Below are 24,273 nucleotides of genomic sequence, written 5' to 3'. Positions count from 1 at the left end.
AAAAAACAAATGGCATTCGAATACCTAGCACAATACACAACATTCGACTCGGTAACAGATATGGATAAGAGTGTGGAGGACCATATGGCAGTTCACTATTATGACTTAACAGAATCAGAACGAGCTATCGTTTTCAAACTTGCATCACACAGTTTAGAGCATCCAGGAGTATGTCACTTAAAAGCTTCTACAATTGCTACATCATTGGAGATAAGTACAAAGACAGTTTATCGTTCAATGAAAAAATTAGTTGAGTTGGGCATCATCGAAAAAGTACTATGTACAAAATTAAACGGCATAAAAGGGGCTAGTATTTATCGTATTTTACCTTATGTCCCATCGAGTGTGTCCCAACGAGAGACAGTAAATGAAGCTAGTAATGACGCGATTTGCTGTCAACAATCTGAAAACCTATCTTTAAACTCTTTTAATCTTTTAAGTTCTAAACAAGCAAATAATAATTTATGTCAATTAGAAAATGAATTGGCTTTGCAAGCTGAAAAGAAAAAAGAGCACATGAATGAGTATCAACAAATGCTGTTTGATTTCATGCACTCGCTGCCATTAACAGATAACTTAAAAGATGAATTACACAAAGTTGTATTAGCTTCAAAAGTAAATTCTGTAGAAGACTTCATAAAAGCTAAGAATGTTCTATTCAAAATTGCTATGGATATTAAAGAAGGAATATTGACGGTTACAAGTACATTAAGAGCCGTATTTGTAGGTGCTTATAGTAAGGCTGTAGAGCGATTAAATAACAAGTCGAATAAATCGTTATCTATAGAAGAAACTCGTTCCAATGAACGTCCTGTACCTTTCTATAACTGGTTGAAGGAAAGAAATAGTCCTTCAAATATATGTAATAGACCAAATTTAGAAAATTGGATATTATGGTAAAATTAAAGAGATTGGAATATTAAAATTTATATATTAAAGAAGGAGAAAATTTAAAATGCAGACAAAGATATCTTTTTCCATACTAAAAACAGTGTTTTTAGTAAACTATTTACTTCCGTTATGTATTATTGTATTCGCAGTGATTTCTATAAAAGAATGGTACCCTGAAATAATAAGCTTAAATAATAGATTTTTTACAATTTGTATTTTACTAGTTTTGATCTACACTCTATACAATACATACTATATATCCAAGCAAATTGTAAATGATAGAAAACTTCGTGAAGAACTTGCTACTTTAAAAAGAGTAAATGACGGAGAAATAAGGTTGAGCGAAAAAATGAATTTCTATTTAAACCTTGTTGAGGAAACCAAATCTAAGTTGGAATTATATAAATCTATAAGCCTTATACCCATATTAACTTTTATATTGGGCTTTATCATAAAGTGGGATGTTAATATATTTAATAAACATTTAAAAGCCTTACTTAATTTTGAGTTAGAATTTAATTATTATGTTGCGGGCATGTTAATATTATTTGTAATTTGGTATGTGATTTCATATAGAAAATGTTGGATATTTTATAAGGGGATGTTAAAGGATTATTATGAAGTAAAAACTGCATATGAAGAATTAAAAATAAATAAAAATAATAATAAACAAAAGACCACTCCGTGATGGGTGGTCTTAAAATCATGGTAAACAAAAGGTAAACATTATAGTTATTAATCGTTGATATATAAGTATTGTGGTATGTCCTCCTGGGACGTCATTATTGCGGTATAAACCGCGTCAAATCAACCTTCTAGCGTAGTTTTATAGCGGTCAATGAAGCGGTCTAACTGCGGAAATTGAAACGCCTTATAACTAAACGTTAGGAGGTTTTTTTGCGTTGTCTAAAAGAAACGGTTTAAATGTAGGTGCGCGGAGGATAGCAAGAACCCGATCGTTGTTAATCCGAAGTCTACGCTATCTATCGAAAAAGCGTTAGGAATTGTCGTAAACAGATGCGAGCAAGCGGATTGCGTGAGCGTACGGTTCACGATTATGAAACGTACGTAAACGATTTTGTTCGTAAGGCAGACGTTGAATACTTGCTTGCTATAGATGCTGACGCCATTTACGGATGGTTAGGGCAAATGAAAGTAAAGGATACGACAAAGCGCTTTCGTTTGATGTGCTTCTGTGCGTTTCTCGGCAAGTGTAAATAATGGTTGGCTTAACGATATAGCTTTGTTTATATATGTAATTGTGTAATTTACAACATTCCGGTTAAATACTCACCCACGCCAACGGGTTGAGTCGCTAATCCTGCTCCAACAGTATCGGCATTCGCTTGGGTTTGCGCCAACATTGACCAAAATAAAACTAGGCGGCTACAAACGTCTCTTGTCATTTTTTGATATTAATTTTCGTGATTTGGCATCATAAATTTCATAACCGATTTCAAAGATATGGTCTTTTGTAACAGTCACCTTACAATAGTAAGGAATTGACTTACCATAAGCATCTAGCTCAGGGATTTCGCTAAAGTAATATTGTTCATCAGTATCTATCATGTTAAAAGATGCTTCTGCAGAGCGCCCGGAAGAAGAAACTTCAATCGTACAATCTCCACTAATAACATCATAATCTTTTTGAATAACAGATTTTAGACTTGGTAGGGTAAGCACTAACAAAGTAACACCTACTAAAAAACCAAAAAGAGACTTAAATCCATCAAAGGATAGAAGTTCTTTGTCTTGATAAATAAAAATTAATAATATAGCTTGCGAGAGAACAAGCAATAATCCTATTGAAAGTACTATATAATACAATTCTTCACTTCCTATGTATAACTGTTGAATATTTCATTGTAGCAAATATAAAGTTGATCTAACATATTTTATCGTTTTATTCTTATCAAGGTAAACAGGATTATTATTCCGTTAAATATTGTCATTCATAATTAATTGAATAAAGTGGTCCAAAATCGGGATTATGCTCATGTTCATAAAGATGCTAGATGTCTATTTTAAATCGAATCCCTTTTACTTATATCGATTCCATCACCAATCGTATATAATTTAGCTTTGTCTAATGTTTTACATTGAAATGAAAACAAAAAAGATTGGCCAAGATACGTTTACGTTACCAAGTGAAACCGCATATACGTGCTGAATCAATTTGAAAAGCTTTGAGTTAGGTTCTGGGGCAACGCTGATGATTGTGCATTAAACAATCTGGCTACAGGTGATGGACGTTCCTTAGCAATATAATATGCTGGCAACTACAGTACATGATTAACAGGAACTGTAAATATAGCAAGATATGCTGGTCAATATGTTGAAATCAAAGGAAAAAAGGTGAACCTAACAGTTTCAGGTTGGGGCTATACGACGAGTGCAGCAACAACTGGTATTTACAATTAGTCTGTTCCACAAATGCGAGTGGGACTTCTTAAAATGAGCATGCGACTAGATGGCAATTTACAAAAAATACTTTCATTGCAGACAAGGATTTTGTCAGAGCAAAAGTATATGTCAATTCGAACAGCTATGGCTTTTTTGACAATATTAAAGTAGAGCAAACAGGTTCAGGCGTATCAAAATCGTATACCAATCTTTCAGAAGTTAAGTAAGGGAGGGAATAGGATGGAATATAATATTATTTTTTCGGCCGAAAAAGAGTTATATATAGAACATTTATATACTATTGAGGGGTATTCTACATTTAAAATAAAAGTGAAATCTGGTGAATTCAAAGGTGCAACCAATTTTTGCTTATCGCAAAATAATATTGATACAATCACAAATATCTTATCTAACATGTACAATATGTTAGAAGGTGTTTGTGAAATAGAAGATAATGATTCAGATTCTGTATTGAGTTTGTGTATAAATAATAAATTAGGGCATTTAGTTGTCCATGGCCAAATCGGAGGAAGTCATGAGACACATAACATGAAATTTGAATTTTTGACAGATCAGACAGTGTTAGAATCATTAAAAAAGGTATTCGATATTTATAAATCTTAAGGTGCAAAGGACAAGTATAAAATATTGGGTTTAGAAACTTTCTGGAGTTCGTTATTTTAAAAGCACTAGGATGAGCACATATAATGCTAATCTTAATAGGATAGGTGATTAATAATGCACAAGTACAGTATTTCTAAGTATGACCCTTTGTTCAGGGATGAAGCTGGATGTTATCAAAAAAATGAGTGGACTGCAATCAGTGATATTGGGAAATCTTTCGATGGAATATTATTAACGGATGAAGAGTATATAGGGATAGAGGATAAATATGTTGATGCAGTGAAACTAATAATTAAATTTCATTCACTTACTAGTTTATCTGTAGCAAATTTATGTCATTCATTCTCAAAAGAAGAATTTTTAAATTTAATAAAACCTTATTCCCAGTTGTACTCCGAAAGTTTACTTGACTTCTATTCAAATTTTAATGGAAGTCAGGCGGGTCTTGACGAAGTTGAGAGTTTATGTAGGTTACAGCTTAGAGAAGATATTGGGGTTGATATATTTTCTCCGAGAAAGCTAAAAATATTTATCGGATACGATTATTTAATGGGGGTTCATAGTTCAAAATCTCTGGAGCCAATTATTCCAGAAATAAACGCTATGGGATTGTTTGTCGAAAAATTTGATTAATAAACTGAATAGTCCTTAATACAACATTTGGTATTGCCTTTCCGGAAAAAGAAGAATAGAAGGAAAGAACGACTTGTAATTGGTACAGGATTATTTTGGTGAAAATTTTAGGTTGTAATTCATAGTGAAAAAGGAATAAAAGACTTAAAGAATAAGGGATCGTTTAATTGAATTAATAATACGATTCAACAAAGACGTAGCAAATGATGCCTATTTAAATATACTTTATAGGTAAAATTTGATGGTGCTCTTACTAGTCGTGACAGAACTGCAAATGGCGCTTGAAACGGAAAAGTTGAGCAAGGAAGATATTATGATAAAAATGGGAATGCTGACCTGGATATTGACTATACAAATCATGGAAATTCGAAGTAACACCCAAAAGTACCTCATAGACATGACTGGAACTGCACTAGTAGAGGTCTAGTTTATTAAAAAGGAGAATATTTAGAATTCAAAAAAACTCATTTCAATGGGTGACGAACTCAATTTTTACTATAAAGAGGATGAATACTGGATAAGTCATAGTTTAGAAAAATCCTTCCTATCAAGAACTAAAGATTCGTACACACAAGAGTTTAATGGCTACAATGAACTATTTGAAAATGCAACAATAGAGGGTATAGGAATTTCCTAAAATATCCAAAACTAAGACTGCTAAAATAAAAACAGTAATGTATAAAAGGGCCGAGTTTAGTATAAGATTACTCAAACTTGGTCTTTGCTTGATTTAATCCTACTTTCGATAAAGAAGAAAAAGACAAAATCAGGTGTGATGGGTTATCTTTAAATTACGATAGTTGTAAACCGTTGATATTTCAGTACTGTCCTCCTGGGACGTCTATAGATCCAGATAGAATAAATTTGAATCAACTGAAAAGCGCTTCAGATCCTTTGTTATCAAGGATTTGAAGTGCTTTTCCTTTTTTGAGAATACGTTAGAAAAGGATGGAGAATGAATAGCGAGAAAATTTTTATGGGGAAATGTATCGTATCATCTAAAAGAATGGAGAAAAAAATATCGCTGCATACTAAAAAAGTTATAAAATTATCGTTTAATAGGCGGAGCATAAATCAATGCTTATACTCTCTTTTTTGTTATTGTCTATAAACTCGTCGATCATGATGCTAGTACGACGCTATCAGACGCTTCTCAAAGGCTACAAAAAGAAGAGGGTTTTTAAATCAATTTTAAAAGATTAATAGAATCTTAATAAATTTAGTGAAAACTCTAGATCTAATTTTTTTAGGAATAAAGCATTTTCATTACAAACAGATAATCTGTATTTGTCGTCAATGAATCATTAGAAAAAATAATTTCGTTTTCATTAATCAATCTCAAAAGTAATTGATTTTAAAGGGATAGAAAGACCTTCCCCAACAGTTTTAATATAACTTTCTTTCAAGTCCATAAGTTGAAAATATAGTGTTTCTATCATTTCACAACTCCGAATAATTCTTATTCCATTTTACCTCCACTTTTTATTTCCTTATTGTTTTTGTTCAGGCATTGACGGATGGCAATCCCAAGGCATGGCTCACTGATGGAAGGAAGTCTTAGAGCAATTTTAAAATAATTTACTATAAGACAAGAGCGACAGTGACTAGAAAAATCTTAATATTTATGCTTTGGATCTTTTTAGATTAATATAACTGATTTTTTACCGTTTAAACAATTATTCAAATAATACATTTGCACCTTCATTTCAAAGTAAAGAGGTTTGGAATATTTATCCTACTTTTAATGCGTATTCGAAATCAATATAGTTCTAAAGGTAGTAAATATAAACATAGGTATTTTAACATAAAATTCAGAAATATTTATTTCCAATAAGATACAAATATGGTAGAGTGGAAAAGGGTGGATTAATGTTATTATTTGTTATATTACCTTTTGTTTTCCAAAAAGTGTTTTGTAGGAGGTTGAAATGTGTGCTAATAAAGAAAAACATGTTGTAGTTGGAACTGGACCACTTGGGCTTGCAGTAATGAGAGAGCTTCTAATTAGGGAGAAAGAGGTCATAATGGTTAACCAAAAGAGTTTCATCGAACTTCCTAAGGACGTAATTTTAATCCATGCGAATGTTTCAAATTTTGAAGAGTCAGCTAATGCATTTAAGGGAGCAACAGTTGTATATCATTGTGCCAAACCTGATTATACGAAGTGGCCAGAGCAATTTCCGAATTTAAACAAAGGAATTATTTATGGAACAAGTCAAGCAGGGGCTAAATTGATTTATGCAGATAACCTTTTTATGTATGGTTCTTCAAAACAGCCGTACAATGAATCGTCGTTAAATCTTGCGAGTGATCGGAAGGGGTTAGTTAGAGCTCAAATGGCTGAAGAAATATTAGAAGCTCACTATAGTGGTACAATACGTGCCGCTATTGGAAGAGGACCTGATTTTTATGGTCCAAATGTTTTACATTCAATCCTAGGTGAAAGGGTATTTAAGTCTGCGTTACAAGGAAAAGCAGCTAAAGTAATTGGGTGCATAGATGTTCCTCATACACATATTTATATAAATGATTTCGCTAGAGGACTTGTAACTTTAGCAGAGAATGAAGAATCGCTTGGAGAAATATGGCATATCCCGAGTGATACTACTGTCACTACTAAAGAACTAATACAACTAGTTTATAAAGAAATACAGAAAACATTTAAAGTACAATGTGCTCCGAAACAAATATTCCGATTAATGGCATTGTTTAATCCTTATATGCGTGAAATGAAAGAAATTTATTATGTTTATAATCAACCATATATCGTTGATCATAGTAAGTATGAGCGTACATTTGGTCTAGAGGTGACACCGCATGCAAAAGCTATAAAAGAAACGTTAGATTGGTATCGAAATAACCTCTAGTATCCAATTCTGTGAAGGTTTGATATACATTCTTTTATACGTAGTTAAGGAAGTACAAAGAACAATACATTGCTACTTTAAACGCAAGATAAAAAAACTTCTTTTCAAAACATAAAACTACTATAAGCGAGGGAATATGATGACATTAAAAGATAATTTAATAGAACCAATTGCGGTAATAGGTATTGGATGCCGTTTCCCAGGAGGTGTAAACTCACCAGAATCTTTCTGGGAGTTATTAAGTAATGAAGTGGACGCTATAACTGAAATTCCAAGTGATAGATGGAGTATATCAAACTTCTATAGTTCTAATAAGGTAAACCAAGGGAAATCGAATTCTATGTGGGGTGGATTTTTAGACAATGTAGATCAATTTGATGCCTCTTTCTTTGGTATATCTCCTAGGGAAGCAGCTTTATTAGATCCGCAACAACGTTTGCTTCTAGAAGTTTGTTGGGAGGCTATGGAAAATTCAGGTCAAATGCAGGAACGTTTAGCAGGTACAAATGTAGGTGTTTTCATGGGTGCTTTCACTTTAGATTATAAATTATTGCAATTTTCGGAATCTAACAGACATTTAGTAGATGCACACTCAGCTACAGGCGCGATGATGACGTTATTGGCAAACCGAATTTCTTACACATATGATTTCCGTGGGCCAAGTATTACGGTGGATACAGCATGTTCTTCATCCCTTGTTGCGTTACATTTAGCTTGTCAAAGTATAAGGAATGGGGAAAGTACAATGGCATTCGCGGGCGGTGTCAATGTAATGATTAAGCCAGAATATTTTATTGCTGAATCTAAAGCAGGGATGTTATCAGCTGATGGGAGATCTAAAGCATTTGATTCTTCTGCTAATGGTTATGTACGTGGCGAAGGAGCAGGAGTTGTATTATTAAAACCACTTTCTCAAGCCATTCAGGATAATGACCCTATCCATGCAATTATTAGAGGTAGTGGGGTTAATCAAGATGGTAATTCCCAAGGTATTACTGTGCCAAGAGCAGAAGCACAAAAACAATTATTATGTGACGTTTATGAAAAGAGTGGTATTAAACCTAATCAAGTACAGTACGTAGAAGCTCATGGAACAGGAACGCCGGTTGGAGATCCTATAGAAGCGAATTCATTAGGAAGTATTTTGGGGGCTGATAGAGTTCCAGGGGACAAATGTTATATCGGATCAGTTAAGACTAATATTGGGCATACGGAAGCTGCAGCAGGTGTAGCGGGATTAATTAAAACAATTCTTTGTTTGAAGAACCGTCAAATACCGGCTCATCTTCACCTTAAGAATGCCAACCCTGATATCGATTTTGAAAAACTAAATATTAAAGTTCCAACAAAATTAACTGCTTGGCCAGAAACTGATGTAGCAATTGCTAGTGTTAATTCATTTGGATTCGGTGGAACAAATGCCCATGTGGTTTTACAAGAATATGTACCTAATGAGACTATTCAGGACATAGAAAAAACGGAGGATCTCCAAACAATAGTTTTATCTGCACGGAATACTCAGGCATTAAAAGACTATGCTAAAGATTTCAAAAGAGCTATTTCTGATAATAAATACTCATTACGTGATATTGGGTATAACGCTATTACAAGACGTAGCCATCATAGTCATCGATTAGCTATAACTACAAATTCTGTGGATAAATTAATGGAGAAATTAGATGTATTCCTGGAAGATGGTAAAGAAGCTGGTATTGTCTCAGGAGTCGCTGATAATAAAAAATCACCTTTAAGTTTAGTATTCACTGGAATGGGTCCTCAATGGTGGGCAATGGGTAGAGAACTTCTTCAAAAAGATGATGTGTTCCGTAAAGCCGTAGAGCAATGCGACGAGATATTTAAACGTCTTTCAGGATGGTCAATAATTGATGCTATGCTAGCTGATGAACTATCATCCAAAATGGAGGAAACTGAAGTTGCACAGCCAGCTAATTTTATGCTACAAGTTGGTTTGGCTGAATTATGGAAATCATGGGGAATAACACCTGATGCTATCGTAGGACATAGTGCTGGAGAAGTTGCAGCAGCTTATTGTGCTGGTGTTTACAGTTTAGAAGATGCAGTAAAGGTAATATACCATCGAAGTAATCTACAACAACGTACTACTGGATTAGGTCAGATGGTAGCGGTGGGATTATCTTTTGAAGAAGCCAGAATTGAAATTCTAGATCTTGATCAAATATCTATAGCTGCTATTAATAGTCCTAATGCTGTAACGCTTGCTGGGGCTCCTGAATCCCTTGATATACTTATTGAATCACTCGAAAAGAAAAAAATATTTTATAAATACCTAAATGTTAAAGTTCCGTATCATAGTCATTATATGGATCCTTTAAAAGAAGATATTTTAAATGCTCTTAAAGATATTAAAGTTCATAAACCACACACGCCAATCTATTCTACTGTAACTGGCAAGTTAATGAGTAATGACGACTTTACCGCCTACTATTGGTGGAAAAACGTAAGAGATTCAGTACTTTTTGCAGCAGCAGTGAATAACATGATTGAAGATGGTTTCTATAATTTTATAGAAGTAGGCCCACATCCTGTTTTAGCTAATTCTATTTCAGAATGCTTGTCACTTCATAACGTTCAAGGACTAATAATCCCTTCTTTACGTCGCAAAACCGTAGATAAGGAGGTATTATTCGAATCTCTTGGTGCCTTATATACAAAAGGGTATGCTATTAATTGGGATAACATACACAAAAAGGCGGATAATACGATCTGTTTACCTACTTACCCTTGGCAGAGAGAACGCTATTGGCAAGAGTCTTTAATATCCGAACAAGAGCGACTGGGAACACATGTCCATTTATTACTCGGAAAAAAATTAAATACACCTGAGCCTACTTGGGAAAATGATTTAGATTTGAATCGCCTTCCTTATTTATGCGACCATCAAATTCAGGGAGCATATGTATATCCTGGGGCGGCATATGTTGAAATGATGTTAGCAGCATCTAAAGAATTATTTGGGTCTACTGGTTTCGTCTGTGGTGAAAGTGTTAAGTTTAATAAAGCCTTGTTTTTAACATTAGGAGAGTCTGTAAAATTAAGACTGGTTTACTCAGTGGAAAACTCAACAGTTTCTATTTATAGTCAGCCTACGGGAGTAAGTCAGGATTGGACATTACATGCTGAAGGGCAGATAAGACCGAACGTTAGTCTTAAATCTCAAAACAAAGAACTTCAAGTCTTAAAACAACGTTGTACTTTACAACTTTCCCAGGAACAATGTTATTTGCAATTCCGTAAATTCGGTCTTGAGTATGGAGAAACTTTCCAGGGTATTGAAACACTATGGCAAGGTGAGCAAGAAGCATTGGCAAAGATAAGTTTACACGAAATAATTGGAGCTCAATTGGATGAGTATGAAATACATCCTTCTATCTTGGATTTATGTTTCCAAGTACTTGCTGCTGCATTGCCATTCCAAGAGGACGAAGAGAATACGACAGTTTATATGCCTGTAGGTGTAGCAAAGGGAGCTTTACATCAAAAAGTTCGTTTAAATACAGATTTGTGGATTCATGCTTCTATTTTGAACAAAACAGAAACATCATTAGAGGGAGATATACACCTTTTTGATTCTGAAGGAAATATTATTATGGAAATTTTAGGATGTAACGCAGTTTCATTAAAGGATACAACTTCATCTAACAAATCTTTAGGAACACAAGATATATATGAATTGCAATGGCATACGCAAGTAAGAAAAGAAGCTAGTGAATATTCTCCTGTAAAAAACGTGTCTGACAAAGGGTATTGGATAATTTTTGAAGACGAACAAAAAATAGGACATTCTGTTGCAGAAAAGCTAATGAAGGTAGGAGAGCACTGCTATTCTGTGCATCCAGGAGTTAAATACGAAAAAACAAATAATATATTTACTATAAACCCTTCAAATTCTGAAGATTTCGTTATATTAATGGATGATATACTTTCAGATTCCGCTCAATGTCGAGGAATTATTTATGGTTGGGCACTCGATAATAAAGTAACAGATATTTTAAACACCAATGGCTTAAATAGAGTGGAAGAATTGGGTTGTGTTGGTTTGCTTCACCTTGTTCAATCTATTGTTCATAAGCAACTTCCAGATAATGTTCGTTTATGGGTAGCAACAACTGGAGCACAGCAAGTAGGTACGGACAGTTTGAATAACGTAGCTCAATCAGCTGTATGGGGGCTAGCAAAAGCGATTGGGCATCAGGAACATATGAATTTATGGGGAGGAATTATAGATTTAGATGATTCCTTGTCAGTTGAGAAAAATAGTAATCTATTATTTGAAGAGATTTGGAATACAGATGGAGAAGATCATGTTGCCTTTAGACAAGGGGAACGTTTTGTTGTTCGGTTAGAAGAAGATGTTCAACTTAATAAGCCACTCCCAATAGTATTCAGACCAGATGCAAGTTACTTAATTACTGGTGGTTTTGGTGGTTTAGGGTTATTAACGGCTCGCTGGATGATTAAAAAAGGCGCTAGGCATTTAATTTTAATGGGCCGTGGAAAATTCCACAATCGTTTAGATTGGGATAAAGTAGATATCGATAGTGTAGAAGGGAAGCGTATTACAGCTATAAAAGAGCTAGAGTCGCTGGGAGCTACTATCCATATAGCTACTGCTGACGTATGTAATAAGAGTGAAATAGAGAAATCTCTGCTTCAATATTCTGAAGCTGGGTGGCCAGAAATCCGTGGAGTAATCCATACAGCCGGGGTAGCTCGACCACAATTATTATATCAAATGAATCAGCAACAATTTACCGACGTTCTTCGACCAAAAATGATTGGCGGATGGAACTTACATGAACATTTTGAAAACCAATCACTAGATTTCTTTGTTCTATATTCATCCATTGCATCTGTTGTAGTTATGAGTGGACAGGCTAATTATTCAGCAGGCAATGCATTTTTAGATGGATTGGCACAATATCGAAGATCTCGGGGAATGCATGGATTAAGTATTAACTGGGGGCCATGGCTAGAATCTGGGATGGCTACACAGCTTGATTTGCTAAATTACTTTGATAATCGCGGTTTATATTCGATGACAAATGATCAAGGGCTTGAGGCACTGAACCAATTATTATGTCAGAATAGAGCGCAATTCAGTGTAGTAGGAGCGGATTGGCCAAAAGTAGCCGATAAAAACTATCCTCTTGGAAATGTACCTCCTATCATTGCCGAACTTGTTAATAAACATAGAGAATTACAAAGTCACACGGATAATTCAGAAGATAATTCGCAAGACTTTTTGAATAGTTTATTACAATTAAAGGATCGTAAGGAACAGCTATCACAACTTGAAGCACACATTATGGAATTATCTTGTGCCGTGTTGCGTTTAAATCGTACACAGATAGAAGTAAATGTACCACTTAACGCTTTTGGTTTAGATTCCATGATGGCAATGGAGTTGAAAAATACAATTGAAGCAAGTCTTCAGGTTACTATTGCTGTTGTAGATTTATTACGTGGGGTAACTTCACAAGAGTTAGCAATAAATATTATGGAAATGCTAGATAAAAAGCACAACTTAATCCAAGATGAAGAAGTAGAACAGATTATTTCGGATTTAGGAGAACTTTCAGAAGACAAAATTAACGATATTATTAGTTTAGTCGCAGCTGGGAGGGATCAAGTTGAATAAGTATCTTGATCAGATTGGAACACTTACAGATGAACAGAAAGCTTTGCTGGTAAATCAACTTAAGTCAAAGTTAATTGGCCGAGAAATCCCTAAAACTGAAAACCATACTTTATCTTTTCCTCAGAAAAGATTATGGTTTTTAAGTCAATTAGATCCTGAGAGCTCTGCTTACAATATTCCTTCTGCTTTTCTGTTATTGGGAGAGCTTGATATTGATGTTTTGCAGGCTTGTTTCAAAGAAATAGCTAATAGACACGAAACACTTCGTACAAGTATTGTTGAAGATAGGAACGGTGAACCTATAAGAAAAATAACGTCCGAATCTTCAGTGATGATGGAATTTTTAGATTTAAGAGAATTGCCTAAAGACGTACAACGTCAAGAGCGAAATAGAATCGTCAATGAGGAAATTCAAAAACCATTTAATTTAAAAAATGACTCTTCTTTATGGAGAGTCGTTTTACTTCAATTGAATGATGATGAACACTACCTAGTAGTTACAATGCATCATATTATCTTTGATGGGTGGTCCGTTACAGTATTATTACAAGAGCTTAGTGAGTTATATGAAGCTTTTATCAACAACACACCTTCTAAATTAAAGAATCTTACAATGCAATATTCTGACTACGTGTCATGGCAACAGAAGCATTTGACTGATGAACTTTTTCAAGAACAGCTAACATATTGGAAAACAGCCCTCGAAGGCTCTCCGCCTGTTTTAGAACTACCGACGACTTACTTACGTCCAGCAATACAAACTTTTAATGGATCCTCATATGTTTTTGAGTTATCAAAAGCAACAAGTGATAATTTGAAAAAATTATGTAATTCTGAAGAGTCGACAGCTTTTATGGCAATGCTTACAGTGTTTTATACCTTGTTATATCGTTACACTGGACAAAATGACATTATCGTTGGTGTTCCTATCTCAGGAAGAAACCGAAATGAATTCCAAAAGTTAATAGGTGTATTTGTTAATACTTTGCCTCTTCGTGTAAGGCTGTCTAGAAATGTAAGCTTTAAAAATTTACTTAAGCAGGTGAAGGAAGCTTCTTTAGAAGCTTTCTCTCACCAAGATGTTCCTTTTGAGAGTATTGTTCAGAATGTAGCTCCTGAAAGAAGCTCAAGTCTTAACCCGCTTTTTCAGGTTTTATTCACATATCAAAATGCGGTTCCAAACTATCGACTTAATAATGTATTGATGAATTATCAACCTATAGATGGTGGTACAGCAAAGTTCGATTTGTCTCTTGATATTTTAGATGGCGGAGATATTTATCCACAGAAATGCATTTTGGAGTATAATACCGATCTATTTGATAGTACCTTTATTTACAAAATGGCAGAGCACTTCCAGATTCTACTAGAAAAAATTCTGTCTGAACCTGATAAGCCAATTGGTGAAATAAATTATTTGACAACTGAGGAATTGAATCAATTAAAGTTATGGAATGGAAATATCATTGATTTCCCTAAAGATGAAAATGTATGTACATGGTTTGAAAAACAAGTTGAGAGGAATCCAGATGCAATAGCCATCGTTTTCAAAGATGAATCTATGACCTATAAGGAGCTTAATGTAAAAGCGAATCAACTTGCATCTTTAATTTTGAAACAAAAGGAAGCGGAGGATTCAATTATTGGGATATGTTTGCCTAAATCAATGGATTTAATTATATCCGTTTTAGGGGTATTAAAAACAGGCCTAGCTTATCTACCAATGGATTCTTCATATCCAAGCGATCGACTACATTACATGCTCAAAGATTCCAAGGTAGCTACTATTATCACTAATAAAGTGCTTAATAGTTCGCTCTTAGCTGAATCGAGCCTAAATACTATTGTTGTTGACGATACACAGGTAAAAGAGAAGTTAAATCAAGAAAAATCTACAAATAAGCCAATTAAGATTAACCCAGATAGTTTGGCTTATATCATCTACACATCTGGTTCTACAGGTCTTCCGAAAGGGACTATGGTAAGCCACAATAATTTGGTGCACACGTTTAATGGCTGGGAACATGAATATCAGTTAATGAATAATACTCATGCCCATTTACAAATGGCCAGCTTTTCATTTGACGTATGCGTTGGTGACATTGTTCGTGCGCTATGCTCTGGCTCAAAATTAGTGTTATGTCCAGAAGAAGTTTTATTAGACCCAGAACAACTATATCAACTTTTACTTCATGAAAAAATTGATTGTGCGGAGTTCGTCCCTGCAATTATTCGTAGTTTGTTACAGTACTTAGAAGACAGTCAACAAAAATTAGATTTTATGAAGTTAGTCATTGTCGGCTCAGATAATTGGAAAATAGAGGAGTATCAGAAACTTTGTAAATATTGTGGGGCACAAACAAGGGTTATTAACTCTTACGGCCTAACAGAAGCAACAATTGATAGTTCTTACTTCGAGTGTGCTAATAATCAATTACAATCCAACGATTCATTGCCTATTGGTAAACCATTTCCTAATACCCAGCTACTGATCTTAGATGAATACCGTCAGGTAGTTCCAGTTGGCATTCCAGGTGAATTATACGTCTCAGGTGATGGAGTTGCTCAAGGCTATCTTTATAGAAAAGAGCTAACTTCTGAAAGATTTATAGTATTATCTGATGAATCAGGAACAATGAAAAGGGCATATAAAACAGGTGACTTAGCTAAATATTTACCAGATGGGAATATTGAATTAATTGGACGTTCAGACTTTCAAATAAAGATACGTGGTTACCGAATCGAATTAAATGAAATTGAAAACAACATACTCCAGTATCCGGGGATTACTCAAAGTATTGTAGTTGTCAGAACCGGTAATTCCGAATTGCAGAGCTTAGTAGCTTATATTATTTGTCAGAAAAATAGTGCAGTTTCTATTCGGGATTTAAAAAGTTATTTAAATACGAAACTACCCGATTATATGGTTCCATCCTATATTGTTTTGTTAGACGCATTTCCATTAACCAATAATGGCAAGATTGATCGGAAGCGACTACCAGAACCAGATATTACTGAATGGAATATGCTTAATGAATATACACCAGCCCGAACGCTTACAGAAGAAATCTTGGTTGATATATGGAAAGAAGTATTTGGTGTTTCTAGAATTAGTGTAAATGATGATTTTTTCCAAATAGGGGGCTACTCTTTACTTGCCATGAAAATAACGGCACAAGTAAGGAAAATTTTTAAGATTGAATTCTCGTTGCAAACTTTATTCAACTTTACAACAATTTCGAAATTGGCTATTGAAATTGATAATCTAAAAGGGAAAAATCAAGAGTATTTTGATGATAAGCAGCTACTTCCAGTTATTAAACCTAATCTACAAGACAGATATGAGCCATTCCCACTAACTGATATCCAACAAGCATACTGGATTGGACGTAATGATGTATACGAATTAGGTAATGTTGCTACACATAGTTATGATGAATATGAAGCACAATATTTAGATATTAATAAGTTCGAGGAGGCATGGAACTATTTAATAAAAAGACATGATATGTTAAGGACCGTAATAACATCAGACGGCAAACAACAAGTTTATCAAAAAGTACCGTATTATCCAATTACAATAACGGATTTGCGGGGGAAAAATCCTGATGAAGTAGAAAGTGCAGTTAAAGCTACAAGGGAAGAATTATCCCATCAAGTACTAGATATTTATACGTGGCCAGTGTTTGATATAAGAATTACTCTACTTGAGGATCAAAAATCACTTATCCATTTTAGTTCAGATGCATTAATGTGGGATGTATGGAGCTTTGTTATTTTAATGAGGGAGCTAGTGACAATTTATCAAGGAAAAGAAAATGAGCTAGCACCATTGGAAATCTCTTTTAGAGACTACGTTATGGCAATTGAAGAATTCAAAAAAACAGATAGATATAATAATGCTCTTGATTATTGGAAAAAACGTGTTGATTCTTTACCTATGGCACCAGAGCTTCCTCTATCAAAAAGTCCAAAGGAATTAAGAAATCCACAATTTGTACGTCTTCACGAGAGTTTAGATTTTCAGTCATGGAAGAGATTGAAATCAAAAGCAATGAAAGCGGGAATTACTACCACAGGTATTTTGTTAGCTGCATTTACGGAGGTACTAAGATATTGGAGTAATAGCCCTGATTTTTCACTTAATCTAACATTTTTAAATCGAAATGCTGCACATCCTCAAGTAAATGATATTGTAGGAGAGTTTACATCAGTTAATTTATTGGCAGTAACAAATTCGAATGAATGCTCATTTATTGAGCGCGCAAGGAAGATCCAAGCTGATTTATGGAGTGACCTTGAAAATCATTATATTAGTGGTGTTCAAGTGCTTCGTGAAATGACAACGAAAAAAGGAGGCGCCTTTGAAGCAAAGATGCCAGTTGTCTTTACCAGTGCGCTAGTTGTTCCAATACCGGAGGAAAAAGATGTCCCGTTCCCTATTAAACCTGTGAATGTAAATGGTGTTACACAAACTTCCCAAGTATGGCTAGATTGCGGCGTTTGGGATGATCGTAACGGACTGTATTGTAATTGGGATGTAGTTGAAGAAATTTATCCCCCAGGCTTTATTCGTAGCATGTTTTCAACATTTTGGTCGTTAGTTACTCGACTTGCGAATGAGGAAGAGATTTGGAATCAGCAAGTTATTCCATTAATTCCTCTAGAACAACTTGAACTAAGAAATGACATTATTTTGCATGAAAACATTGAGTCGGCGGATCTTTTACATTCACTATTTAATCAAAAAGCGAAGAGTCAACCTAATTCTCCTGCAATTATCAGCAGCCATAAAACAATGACATATGATGAAGTTTATAAATGGTCCAATAAAATAGGCAGATTTTTAAAGTATAAAGGAACCCAACCTAATCAATTAGTAGCTATCTTTATGGAGAAAGGGTGGGAACAAGTTGTCGGTGTACTTGGTATTTTACAATCTGGTTCAGCATACTTACCTATTGATCCGGCACTTCCGCATGAACGTATTCTATATCTTCTACGTTCTACGGGTGTAAAAATTATTCTTACCCAATCAGGAATGAAATCTCAAATAGAATTACCAGAAGAGATATCTATTTACGAAGTAAATGAGCAATTTTTGTCAGATTGGTCTGACGAACCGTTGCCATTCGTTCAAAGTCCCGATGATTTAGCCTATGTAATATTTACTTCTGGTTCCACAGGTGATCCAAAAGGAGTGATGATTACTCATTCTGGTGCAGTAAATACCATTATTGATATAAACAGCAAGTTTAATGTAACGGAGAAAGATCGTGTGATTGCACTTTCAGCCTTACATTTTGACCTCTCAGTCTATGATATATTCGGAAGTCTTGCCGCAGGTGCTAGTATTGTCATACCTGATGCAGATGCCGGGTTTAATCCAAAGCATTTAGAATGGCTTTTGAGCATTGAGAAAGTTACAGTGTGGAATTCAGTCCCTGCTTTAATGGAGATGTTTATGAATCATTTATCACAGAAAAATGGATATGCTGATAATCTTAGACTAGTCATGCTGAGCGGGGATTGGATAGCCGTTTCGTTGCCAGAACTTATTCGTTCGTATTCATCTACAGAATTAATTATAAGTTTAGGAGGTGCAACTGAGGCTTCTATTTGGTCTATTTTCTACCCTATTGAAAATTTGCAAGCTAGTAGTAAAAGTGTACCCTACGGAAAAGCGCTTTCTAAACAAAAAATGCTTGTCTTAAATGAGTCACTAGAACCTTGCCCTGATTGGGTTACAGGACAAATTTATATAGGTGGTATAGGATTGTCTACTGGATATTGGAAAGACCAAGTCCGAACAAATGAGAATTTTATCTATCATCCTAAGACGAAAGAACGTTTATACCGAACAGGAGATTTGGGTAGGTATTTACCAGACGGCAACATTGAATTTATAGGTAGAGAAGACTTTCAAATAAAAATTAATGGATATCGTATTGAAATAGGTGAAATTGAATATATGTTACTTCAACATCCTGCGATAAAAGATGTAGTTGTTACTGTTGCTGACGAAGGAACAACTAAAAGACTTTTGGCTTTTTATATACAGGCTCATGGAGAAACTGTCGAGAGTAGAAATTTACGAACATTTCTTATTCAAAAATTACCCGAATATATGATTCCAAAAAATTATATAAAAGTTGATAATTTCCCTTTAACTTCAAATATGAAAGTAGATCGTCAACTTCTAATAAGAAATGTAGATGTAGAGAGCTTAACAATTAATTGTTACGAAAAACCTCGGACTGTAGTAGAAAAAAAAATAGCCGAAATATGGTCTAATTTACTTGCATTGGATAAAATAGGCGTACATGATAGCTTTTATGAACTTGGAGGAGATTCTTTGCAATCAATGAAAATGATTGAAGAAATCCGAGAAACTTATCAAATCAATTTCCCTTTAAGGGCGTTATTACAAACCAGTACAATTGAAGAGATGGCCACTTATATTGAAGAGCAATTGAAAATAGAAAACAATTCGGTTAAAGCAAGGTCGTTTGAAGGGAATGTTAAAAATGAATCAGTTAACTCTCATTAAGTACAATCCATGGATCGTTACTTTTAAAGCTATAAAGGCACCACGTCTACGCCTTTTTTGCTTCCCTTTCGCTGGGGGGAATGCCCTAACATATAAAGATTGGGGTGACTATTTACCTGAAGATGTTGAGGTATGCTGTATTCAATTACCTGGTAGAGGGAATCGATTGATCGAGAAGCCAATTTCTAATCTTCCGAATCTTTTAGAAGCACTCGAAGAAGCATTTTTGTCGTTTATAGATGATGTTCCTTTTGTATTTTTTGGACATAGTATGGGCGCATTAATAGCCTTTGAGTTCACCCGTCATTTGGAGAAGCGTCATGGTGTTCGTCCAGATTGTTTATTTGTCTCTGCTCACAGGGCACCACATTTACCACGAAAATCTTCAACTTTTTATCATACTCTACCAAATAATGAACTTTTAGAAAGGTTGAAGAGTCTAAATGGAACACCAGATTGGTTCTTTGAAGAGCAAGAACTTGTTCAACTCTCTTTACCTATGATAAAAGCTGATTTAGAAATATGTGAGTGCTATGTTTATGAACAAGGGCCGTCTCTAAAAATTCCTATTATTGCGTTTGGCGGAACGCGAGATAAAGAGGTGAGTGAAGAAAGTATTTTGCAGTGGGAGAAAATTACAAATTCATCCTTTCAAATGTTTTTGTTACCAGGGAATCATTTCTTTTTAAATAGCTCGCAGGATCGTCTTCTTTCTGAGATATATAAATATATACGTACCATATAAAAGTCGTGTATAAATGGATAATCCTTGTTAGCAGGATTTTAAAGAGCTTCAAAAATAGAGGGAAACATGGATCCTATATGCTCTAAACAACTTTTCTATCAAAAAGCGAGGGATATTTTTGAGTGATAATGAAAAATATGAACGTTCGATAAAGAGAGTTCGAGCATTGAAGAGTTTTTATATCCACTTATTTGTATATATAATTGTCAATTTAGGATTGATAATTATTAACTTATTCTCTTCACCGGGAAGCTTATGGTTTATTTATACTTTACTAGGTTGGGGAATCGGAATTGTAGCACATGGTATTTCAGTATTTAGTAGAGGCAAGTTTTTGGGGGAAGAATGGGAGAAGAGGCAGTTAGAAAAGTATATGAATAAAAAATAAATTCAACTTTAATAATAAGTCATTTCGATTTACCTAGACGTTTCAAAAGCTCAATGTTTTTGAAACGTTTTTCTTCTATTTAAATGCATAAAAAGGATTTGTTGAATAGTTATCTCGGTAATTTGGACTGGAATTCCACTTTCAATTACTTTTTCAGTTACTTAATTCGAAGTGTTAAGTGCTTGATGTATCTAAGAGGCGAAAACTTAAATATGCAACTTATTAAAGAAAATAAACACCTTATAGTTAATTTAATACATTTCATTTAGATTTTTAATTTTATGGAAAATTAAATGATATCATTATTTTAGTGGCATGGAGGTCTAGATGAAAATAAAGATAAATATCGAAAAGCAATATGATGAAATAGAAGTACACATTTATGCAAATGAATATAACGCTGAAATTGAACAGTTGATGAAACAATTAAAAAAGAATGAAGTTAATGTCATTGATGGGTATAGGGATAATGAAATTCACATGTTAAAAACGAATGATATTTACTGTATCTATGCAGAAGGTATAAAAGTTTTTTTTCAAACTGAAGAAGAAGAATTTGACTCAAAGCGGAGAATTTATGAATTGGAACAATTACTTGGCGACAAATTTGTGCGTGTCAATAAATCAACTCTTGTTAATATTTCTAAAATTACCTCTATACAATTAGGGCCACTTGGATCAACACAACTACTTTTAGAAAATGAGATTTCCGTTGTTGTGAGTCGAAATTATTTAAAGAAACTAAAACAAGCACTTGGTATTGGGAGGAATTAACAATAAAAATTATACAAAATGGGATAATTGGACTTCTTATTGGACTAAGCACGTCCTATGTAATATTAACACTGGGTAGTGTTGCCAACCCAGATAGTTTAATTAGTGGTCAAGATCTATTAAGAGAGCTATTAACTGCAGCAATTATGGGTATTTTAATTGGCATTGCAACACTTATATTTGAAACGGGAATTGTGTCTTTCAATGTTCAATTAACACTTCATTTCTGTTTTGTTACTATTTGTGTCTTTGTCGCAGGATTGGTCGGCTCTTGGTTTGAATTATCAAAATGGCATACCATCTGGCCAGTTTTTTTAATTGAAGCCATCGCCTATATCATTATTTGGATGCTATTATGGCTACTAACAAAGCGTGAAGTAGATGAAATTAATAACTTATTACAAAATAGAAAGAGAGGTTAGTTAAATGGAATTAGTAATTGACGTGAAAAATTTAAGTAAGAAATACGGTTCACATGAAGCAGTAAAGGGAATTTCGTTTGAGGTAAAGAAGGGTGCATTATTTGCATTTTTAGGGACAAATGGTGCTGGAAAATCTACATCTATTGAAATGTTGTGTACATTGTTGGAAAAAACTTCAGGGGATGTAAAAATTAATGGTGTGCCCCTAGGTAGTCGAACAAATAATTATTTAATTCGAAAAGCAATAGGGGTTGTTTTTCAGCAAAGCATTTTGGACGCGCGTCTAACAGTGAAAGAAAATATCTTACATCGAGGTAACATATATAACTTGACAAAAAAAGAATTACAAGAAAACTGGGGATTTGTGGATCGCTATTTACATTTAGAAGATATTGCGAAGAAAAAATATGGGACATTATCTGGCGGTCAAAAGCGACGTGCAGATATTGCAAGAGCAATTATTCATAAACCAACTATTTTATTTTTAGATGAACCTACAACAGGCCTTGATCCACAAACACGCGTCTTTGTTTGGGATGCAATTAAAAAGCTACAAGAAGAAACGAATATGACGATTTTTTTGACTACTCATTATATGGAAGAAGCTGCTGTAGCAGATGAAATAGTAGTAATGAAGGAAGGAAAAATCGTGTCTAAAGGTACACCAAATACATTAAAAGAGCAATATACATATGATGAATTATTTGTCTTTTTTAATAACGGTGTAGATGGTTCATCATTACTAACGCAAAACAATCTTAATTTTGAAGAGAAAAATGGCGAGTACCGCGTACGTGTTCAATCTACCATTCATGCACTTGATATTTTAAAAGAACTTCAGACTTTTATTAGCTCATTTGAAGTAAAGAAAGGTTCGATGGACGATGTATTTATTCGTATCAATGAGGAGGTGCCATTAACATGAACACAATGTTGAATTTGGTTAGTAGGCATAATAAAGTATTTCGACGTGATCGTATGCTTGTATTTTTTTCAATCTTATCAGTGATTATTGTTATCATGCTGTATGCGATTTTTATTCAAAAAACACAAGTAGATGCCATTGAACAATTAGTACCAGCATCGGATCAATTGAAAACTATGGTGAATGAATGGATGGTTGCAGGCTTACTCTCCATTATTGCTGTAACTACGACGTTAGCAGCTCTAGGTATTTATATAAAGGACTTAGAGACAAAAGTAATGGCTGATTTTTTAACAACTCCTAATGCACGTGCAAAAATTCAATTAAGCTATGTTATCAATTCCTTGCTTATTGGCTTTGTTTTATCGCTTATTGGGTTAATTGCATGTCAATTATTTATTGTGTTCATGGGCGGATCCTGGTATACGTTTGAAAAAATAGTTCAACTCATTGGGATTATTGTACTTGCAGTTACACTAAGCAGTGTTTTCAACCTATTTCTTACTCTGTTAGTCTCAACACAAAATGCTTTTTCAACCTTAAATACAGTTGTAGGTACCGCTATTGGTTTTTTATGCGGAGTATACGTGCCACTTGGCGCAGTACCTGATTTTGTACAAAAAATAATCATGATATTCCCGATTAGTCATACAACAGTTTTGTTTAGAGAAGCTTTGATGCGTGATTCCCTTGATAAGGTTTTTGAAGGTGCACCTGAAGCAGGGAATAATTATGAAATTCAATTTGGTGTCCATTATGAATGGAACGATATGATTTTTTCCCCAATGCATAGTGTAATTTATATTATTGCTTCTATTATTGTTTTTACGCGTATCTCATTATGGCTATATGGTAGAAAAAACAAATAAATATTTACTCAACTTCTACACATTATGACTTCATTTGCACTTGTGGAAGAGCCACATACGACTTTACCGTATGTGGTTCTTTTTGTTCATCACATGTTTATAGGAAAAGGGTTTAATACAAAACCCTACTATTTAAAGTTAATCCTAATGTCATAGTTGAGTCATTGTATACAAGGTTGTGAACAGCTAGAGCCAACTCGAAGGACGATACGATTTTCATGCCGTTTTCCCTGTTTTAGAATAATTTATATAAAAAACGGAAAGGAATATGTGTAAAAATGTTGGAGTTGATAGTGATGGAATTTGATAAAGAGAAAGAAGTTTACTGCTACAGCTGTCGTAAAAAAACTGTATTTACTCGTAAAGATATGCATAATAAAAATGGGGTAGACAGTCACTGTAGTGAATGTTCTGGTATTTGGTTTGAATGGCAAAATCGAGCCGTGGAGAGAGAAATGGAAAAGTGGATTGAATATAATAAACGGCTCATAAATTAGCAGAG

General features: G+C 34.2%; 16 protein-coding genes. 15 read left to right on the top strand and 1 reads right to left on the bottom strand.

Annotated elements, in window-relative coordinates:
* The first annotated feature begins 9 nt into the window (after positions 1-9).
* From MY533_RS16040 to MY533_RS16030, 3 genes are all read left to right on the top strand, one after another.
* A complete protein-coding gene (locus tag MY533_RS16040; RefSeq protein WP_248716744.1) occupies positions 10-900 on the top strand; it encodes a helix-turn-helix domain-containing protein in 891 nt (296 codons plus the stop codon).
* Positions 901-955: 55 nt separating this feature from the next.
* Positions 956-1,579: a hypothetical protein gene (locus tag MY533_RS16035; protein ID WP_248716743.1), complete on the top strand. Its 624-nt coding sequence runs from the start codon at positions 956-958 to the stop codon at positions 1,577-1,579.
* 344 nt (positions 1,580-1,923) lie between these two features.
* The gene (locus MY533_RS16030) at positions 1,924-2,112 is read left to right on the top strand and encodes a hypothetical protein (RefSeq protein WP_248716742.1); all 189 of its coding nucleotides are present in this window, start codon (positions 1,924-1,926) and stop codon (positions 2,110-2,112) included.
* 165 nt (positions 2,113-2,277) lie between these two features.
* Here MY533_RS16030 and MY533_RS16025 read toward each other — a convergent pair whose 3' ends face one another.
* Positions 2,278-2,718 carry a hypothetical protein gene (locus MY533_RS16025; RefSeq protein WP_248716741.1) on the bottom strand — a complete coding sequence of 147 codons (441 nt, stop codon included), beginning with the start codon at positions 2,716-2,718 and terminating at the stop codon, positions 2,278-2,280.
* Between the two features lie 816 nt (positions 2,719-3,534).
* Here MY533_RS16025 and MY533_RS16020 point away from each other — a divergent pair.
* The 12 genes from MY533_RS16020 (at position 3,535) to MY533_RS15965 (ending at position 24,268) form a co-directional block, all read left to right on the top strand.
* Entirely contained in the window at positions 3,535-3,918 is a 384-nt protein-coding gene (locus tag MY533_RS16020) for a hypothetical protein (protein WP_248716740.1), read from the top strand.
* Between the two features lie 114 nt (positions 3,919-4,032).
* Positions 4,033-4,551, top strand: a complete 519-nt coding sequence (locus MY533_RS16015) for a hypothetical protein (protein WP_248716739.1) — start codon at positions 4,033-4,035, stop codon at positions 4,549-4,551.
* A gap of 1,928 nt (positions 4,552-6,479) precedes the next feature.
* Positions 6,480-7,418, top strand: coding sequence for an NAD-dependent epimerase/dehydratase family protein (locus MY533_RS16010; protein ID WP_248716738.1), 939 nt, complete (start codon positions 6,480-6,482; stop codon positions 7,416-7,418).
* Positions 7,419-7,554: 136 nt separating this feature from the next.
* A complete protein-coding gene (locus MY533_RS16005; RefSeq protein WP_248716737.1) occupies positions 7,555-13,098 on the top strand; it encodes a type I polyketide synthase in 5,544 nt (1,847 codons plus the stop codon).
* Entirely contained in the window at positions 13,091-19,648 is a 6,558-nt protein-coding gene (locus MY533_RS16000; RefSeq protein WP_248716736.1) for a non-ribosomal peptide synthetase, read from the top strand. The genes MY533_RS16005 and MY533_RS16000 overlap by 8 nt, the downstream gene beginning before the upstream one ends.
* Positions 19,626-20,393, top strand: coding sequence for a thioesterase II family protein (locus MY533_RS15995; protein ID WP_248716735.1), 768 nt, complete (start codon positions 19,626-19,628; stop codon positions 20,391-20,393). Before MY533_RS16000 ends, MY533_RS15995 begins: the two co-directional genes overlap by 23 nt.
* A gap of 118 nt (positions 20,394-20,511) precedes the next feature.
* Complete coding sequence (locus MY533_RS15990; RefSeq protein WP_132357055.1) at positions 20,512-20,781, top strand: 2TM domain-containing protein; 270 nt, start codon at positions 20,512-20,514, stop codon at positions 20,779-20,781.
* 327 nt (positions 20,782-21,108) lie between these two features.
* Positions 21,109-21,555 (top strand): LytTR family DNA-binding domain-containing protein, encoded by a 447-nt coding sequence (locus MY533_RS15985; protein ID WP_132357054.1) that lies wholly within the window; start codon positions 21,109-21,111, stop codon positions 21,553-21,555.
* 2 nt (positions 21,556-21,557) lie between these two features.
* A complete protein-coding gene (locus tag MY533_RS15980) occupies positions 21,558-21,977 on the top strand; it encodes a DUF3021 domain-containing protein (protein WP_371873361.1) in 420 nt (139 codons plus the stop codon).
* 4 nt (positions 21,978-21,981) lie between these two features.
* Positions 21,982-22,902 carry an ABC transporter ATP-binding protein gene (locus tag MY533_RS15975; RefSeq protein ID WP_248716734.1) on the top strand — a complete coding sequence of 307 codons (921 nt, stop codon included), beginning with the start codon at positions 21,982-21,984 and terminating at the stop codon, positions 22,900-22,902.
* Positions 22,899-23,771, top strand: a complete 873-nt coding sequence (locus MY533_RS15970; RefSeq protein ID WP_248716733.1) for an ABC transporter permease — start codon at positions 22,899-22,901, stop codon at positions 23,769-23,771. The genes MY533_RS15975 and MY533_RS15970 overlap by 4 nt, the downstream gene beginning before the upstream one ends.
* Before the next feature lie 296 nt (positions 23,772-24,067).
* Complete coding sequence (locus MY533_RS15965) at positions 24,068-24,268, top strand: hypothetical protein (protein ID WP_132357050.1); 201 nt, start codon at positions 24,068-24,070, stop codon at positions 24,266-24,268.
* Positions 24,269-24,273: the final 5 nt, after the last annotated feature.

Source organism: Lysinibacillus sp. Ag94 (assembly GCF_023242215.1).
Lineage (GTDB): Bacteria > Bacillota > Bacilli > Bacillales_A > Planococcaceae > Lysinibacillus.
The sequence above is the reverse complement of the archived record's forward strand: the minus strand, read 5'-3'. Positions and strand labels throughout refer to the sequence as shown.

Excerpts from the sequence above, each read along its gene's own strand:
- MY533_RS15965 (WP_132357050.1), top strand. The coding sequence starts at position 24,068 with ATGGAATTTGATAAAGAGAAAGAAGTTTACTGCTACAGCTGTCGTAAA.
- MY533_RS16040 (WP_248716744.1), top strand. The coding sequence starts at position 10 with ATGGCATTCGAATACCTAGCACAATACACAACATTCGACTCGGTAACA.
- MY533_RS15985 (WP_132357054.1), top strand. The coding sequence starts at position 21,109 with ATGAAAATAAAGATAAATATCGAAAAGCAATATGATGAAATAGAAGTA.
- MY533_RS16035 (WP_248716743.1), top strand. The coding sequence starts at position 956 with ATGCAGACAAAGATATCTTTTTCCATACTAAAAACAGTGTTTTTAGTA.
- MY533_RS15995 (WP_248716735.1), top strand. The coding sequence starts at position 19,626 with ATGAATCAGTTAACTCTCATTAAGTACAATCCATGGATCGTTACTTTT.
- MY533_RS16020 (WP_248716740.1), top strand. The coding sequence starts at position 3,535 with ATGGAATATAATATTATTTTTTCGGCCGAAAAAGAGTTATATATAGAA.
- MY533_RS16015 (WP_248716739.1), top strand. The coding sequence starts at position 4,033 with ATGCACAAGTACAGTATTTCTAAGTATGACCCTTTGTTCAGGGATGAA.
- MY533_RS15970 (WP_248716733.1), top strand. The coding sequence starts at position 22,899 with ATGAACACAATGTTGAATTTGGTTAGTAGGCATAATAAAGTATTTCGA.
- MY533_RS15975 (WP_248716734.1), top strand. The coding sequence starts at position 21,982 with ATGGAATTAGTAATTGACGTGAAAAATTTAAGTAAGAAATACGGTTCA.
- MY533_RS16010 (WP_248716738.1), top strand. The coding sequence starts at position 6,480 with ATGTGTGCTAATAAAGAAAAACATGTTGTAGTTGGAACTGGACCACTT.
- MY533_RS16005 (WP_248716737.1), top strand. The coding sequence starts at position 7,555 with ATGATGACATTAAAAGATAATTTAATAGAACCAATTGCGGTAATAGGT.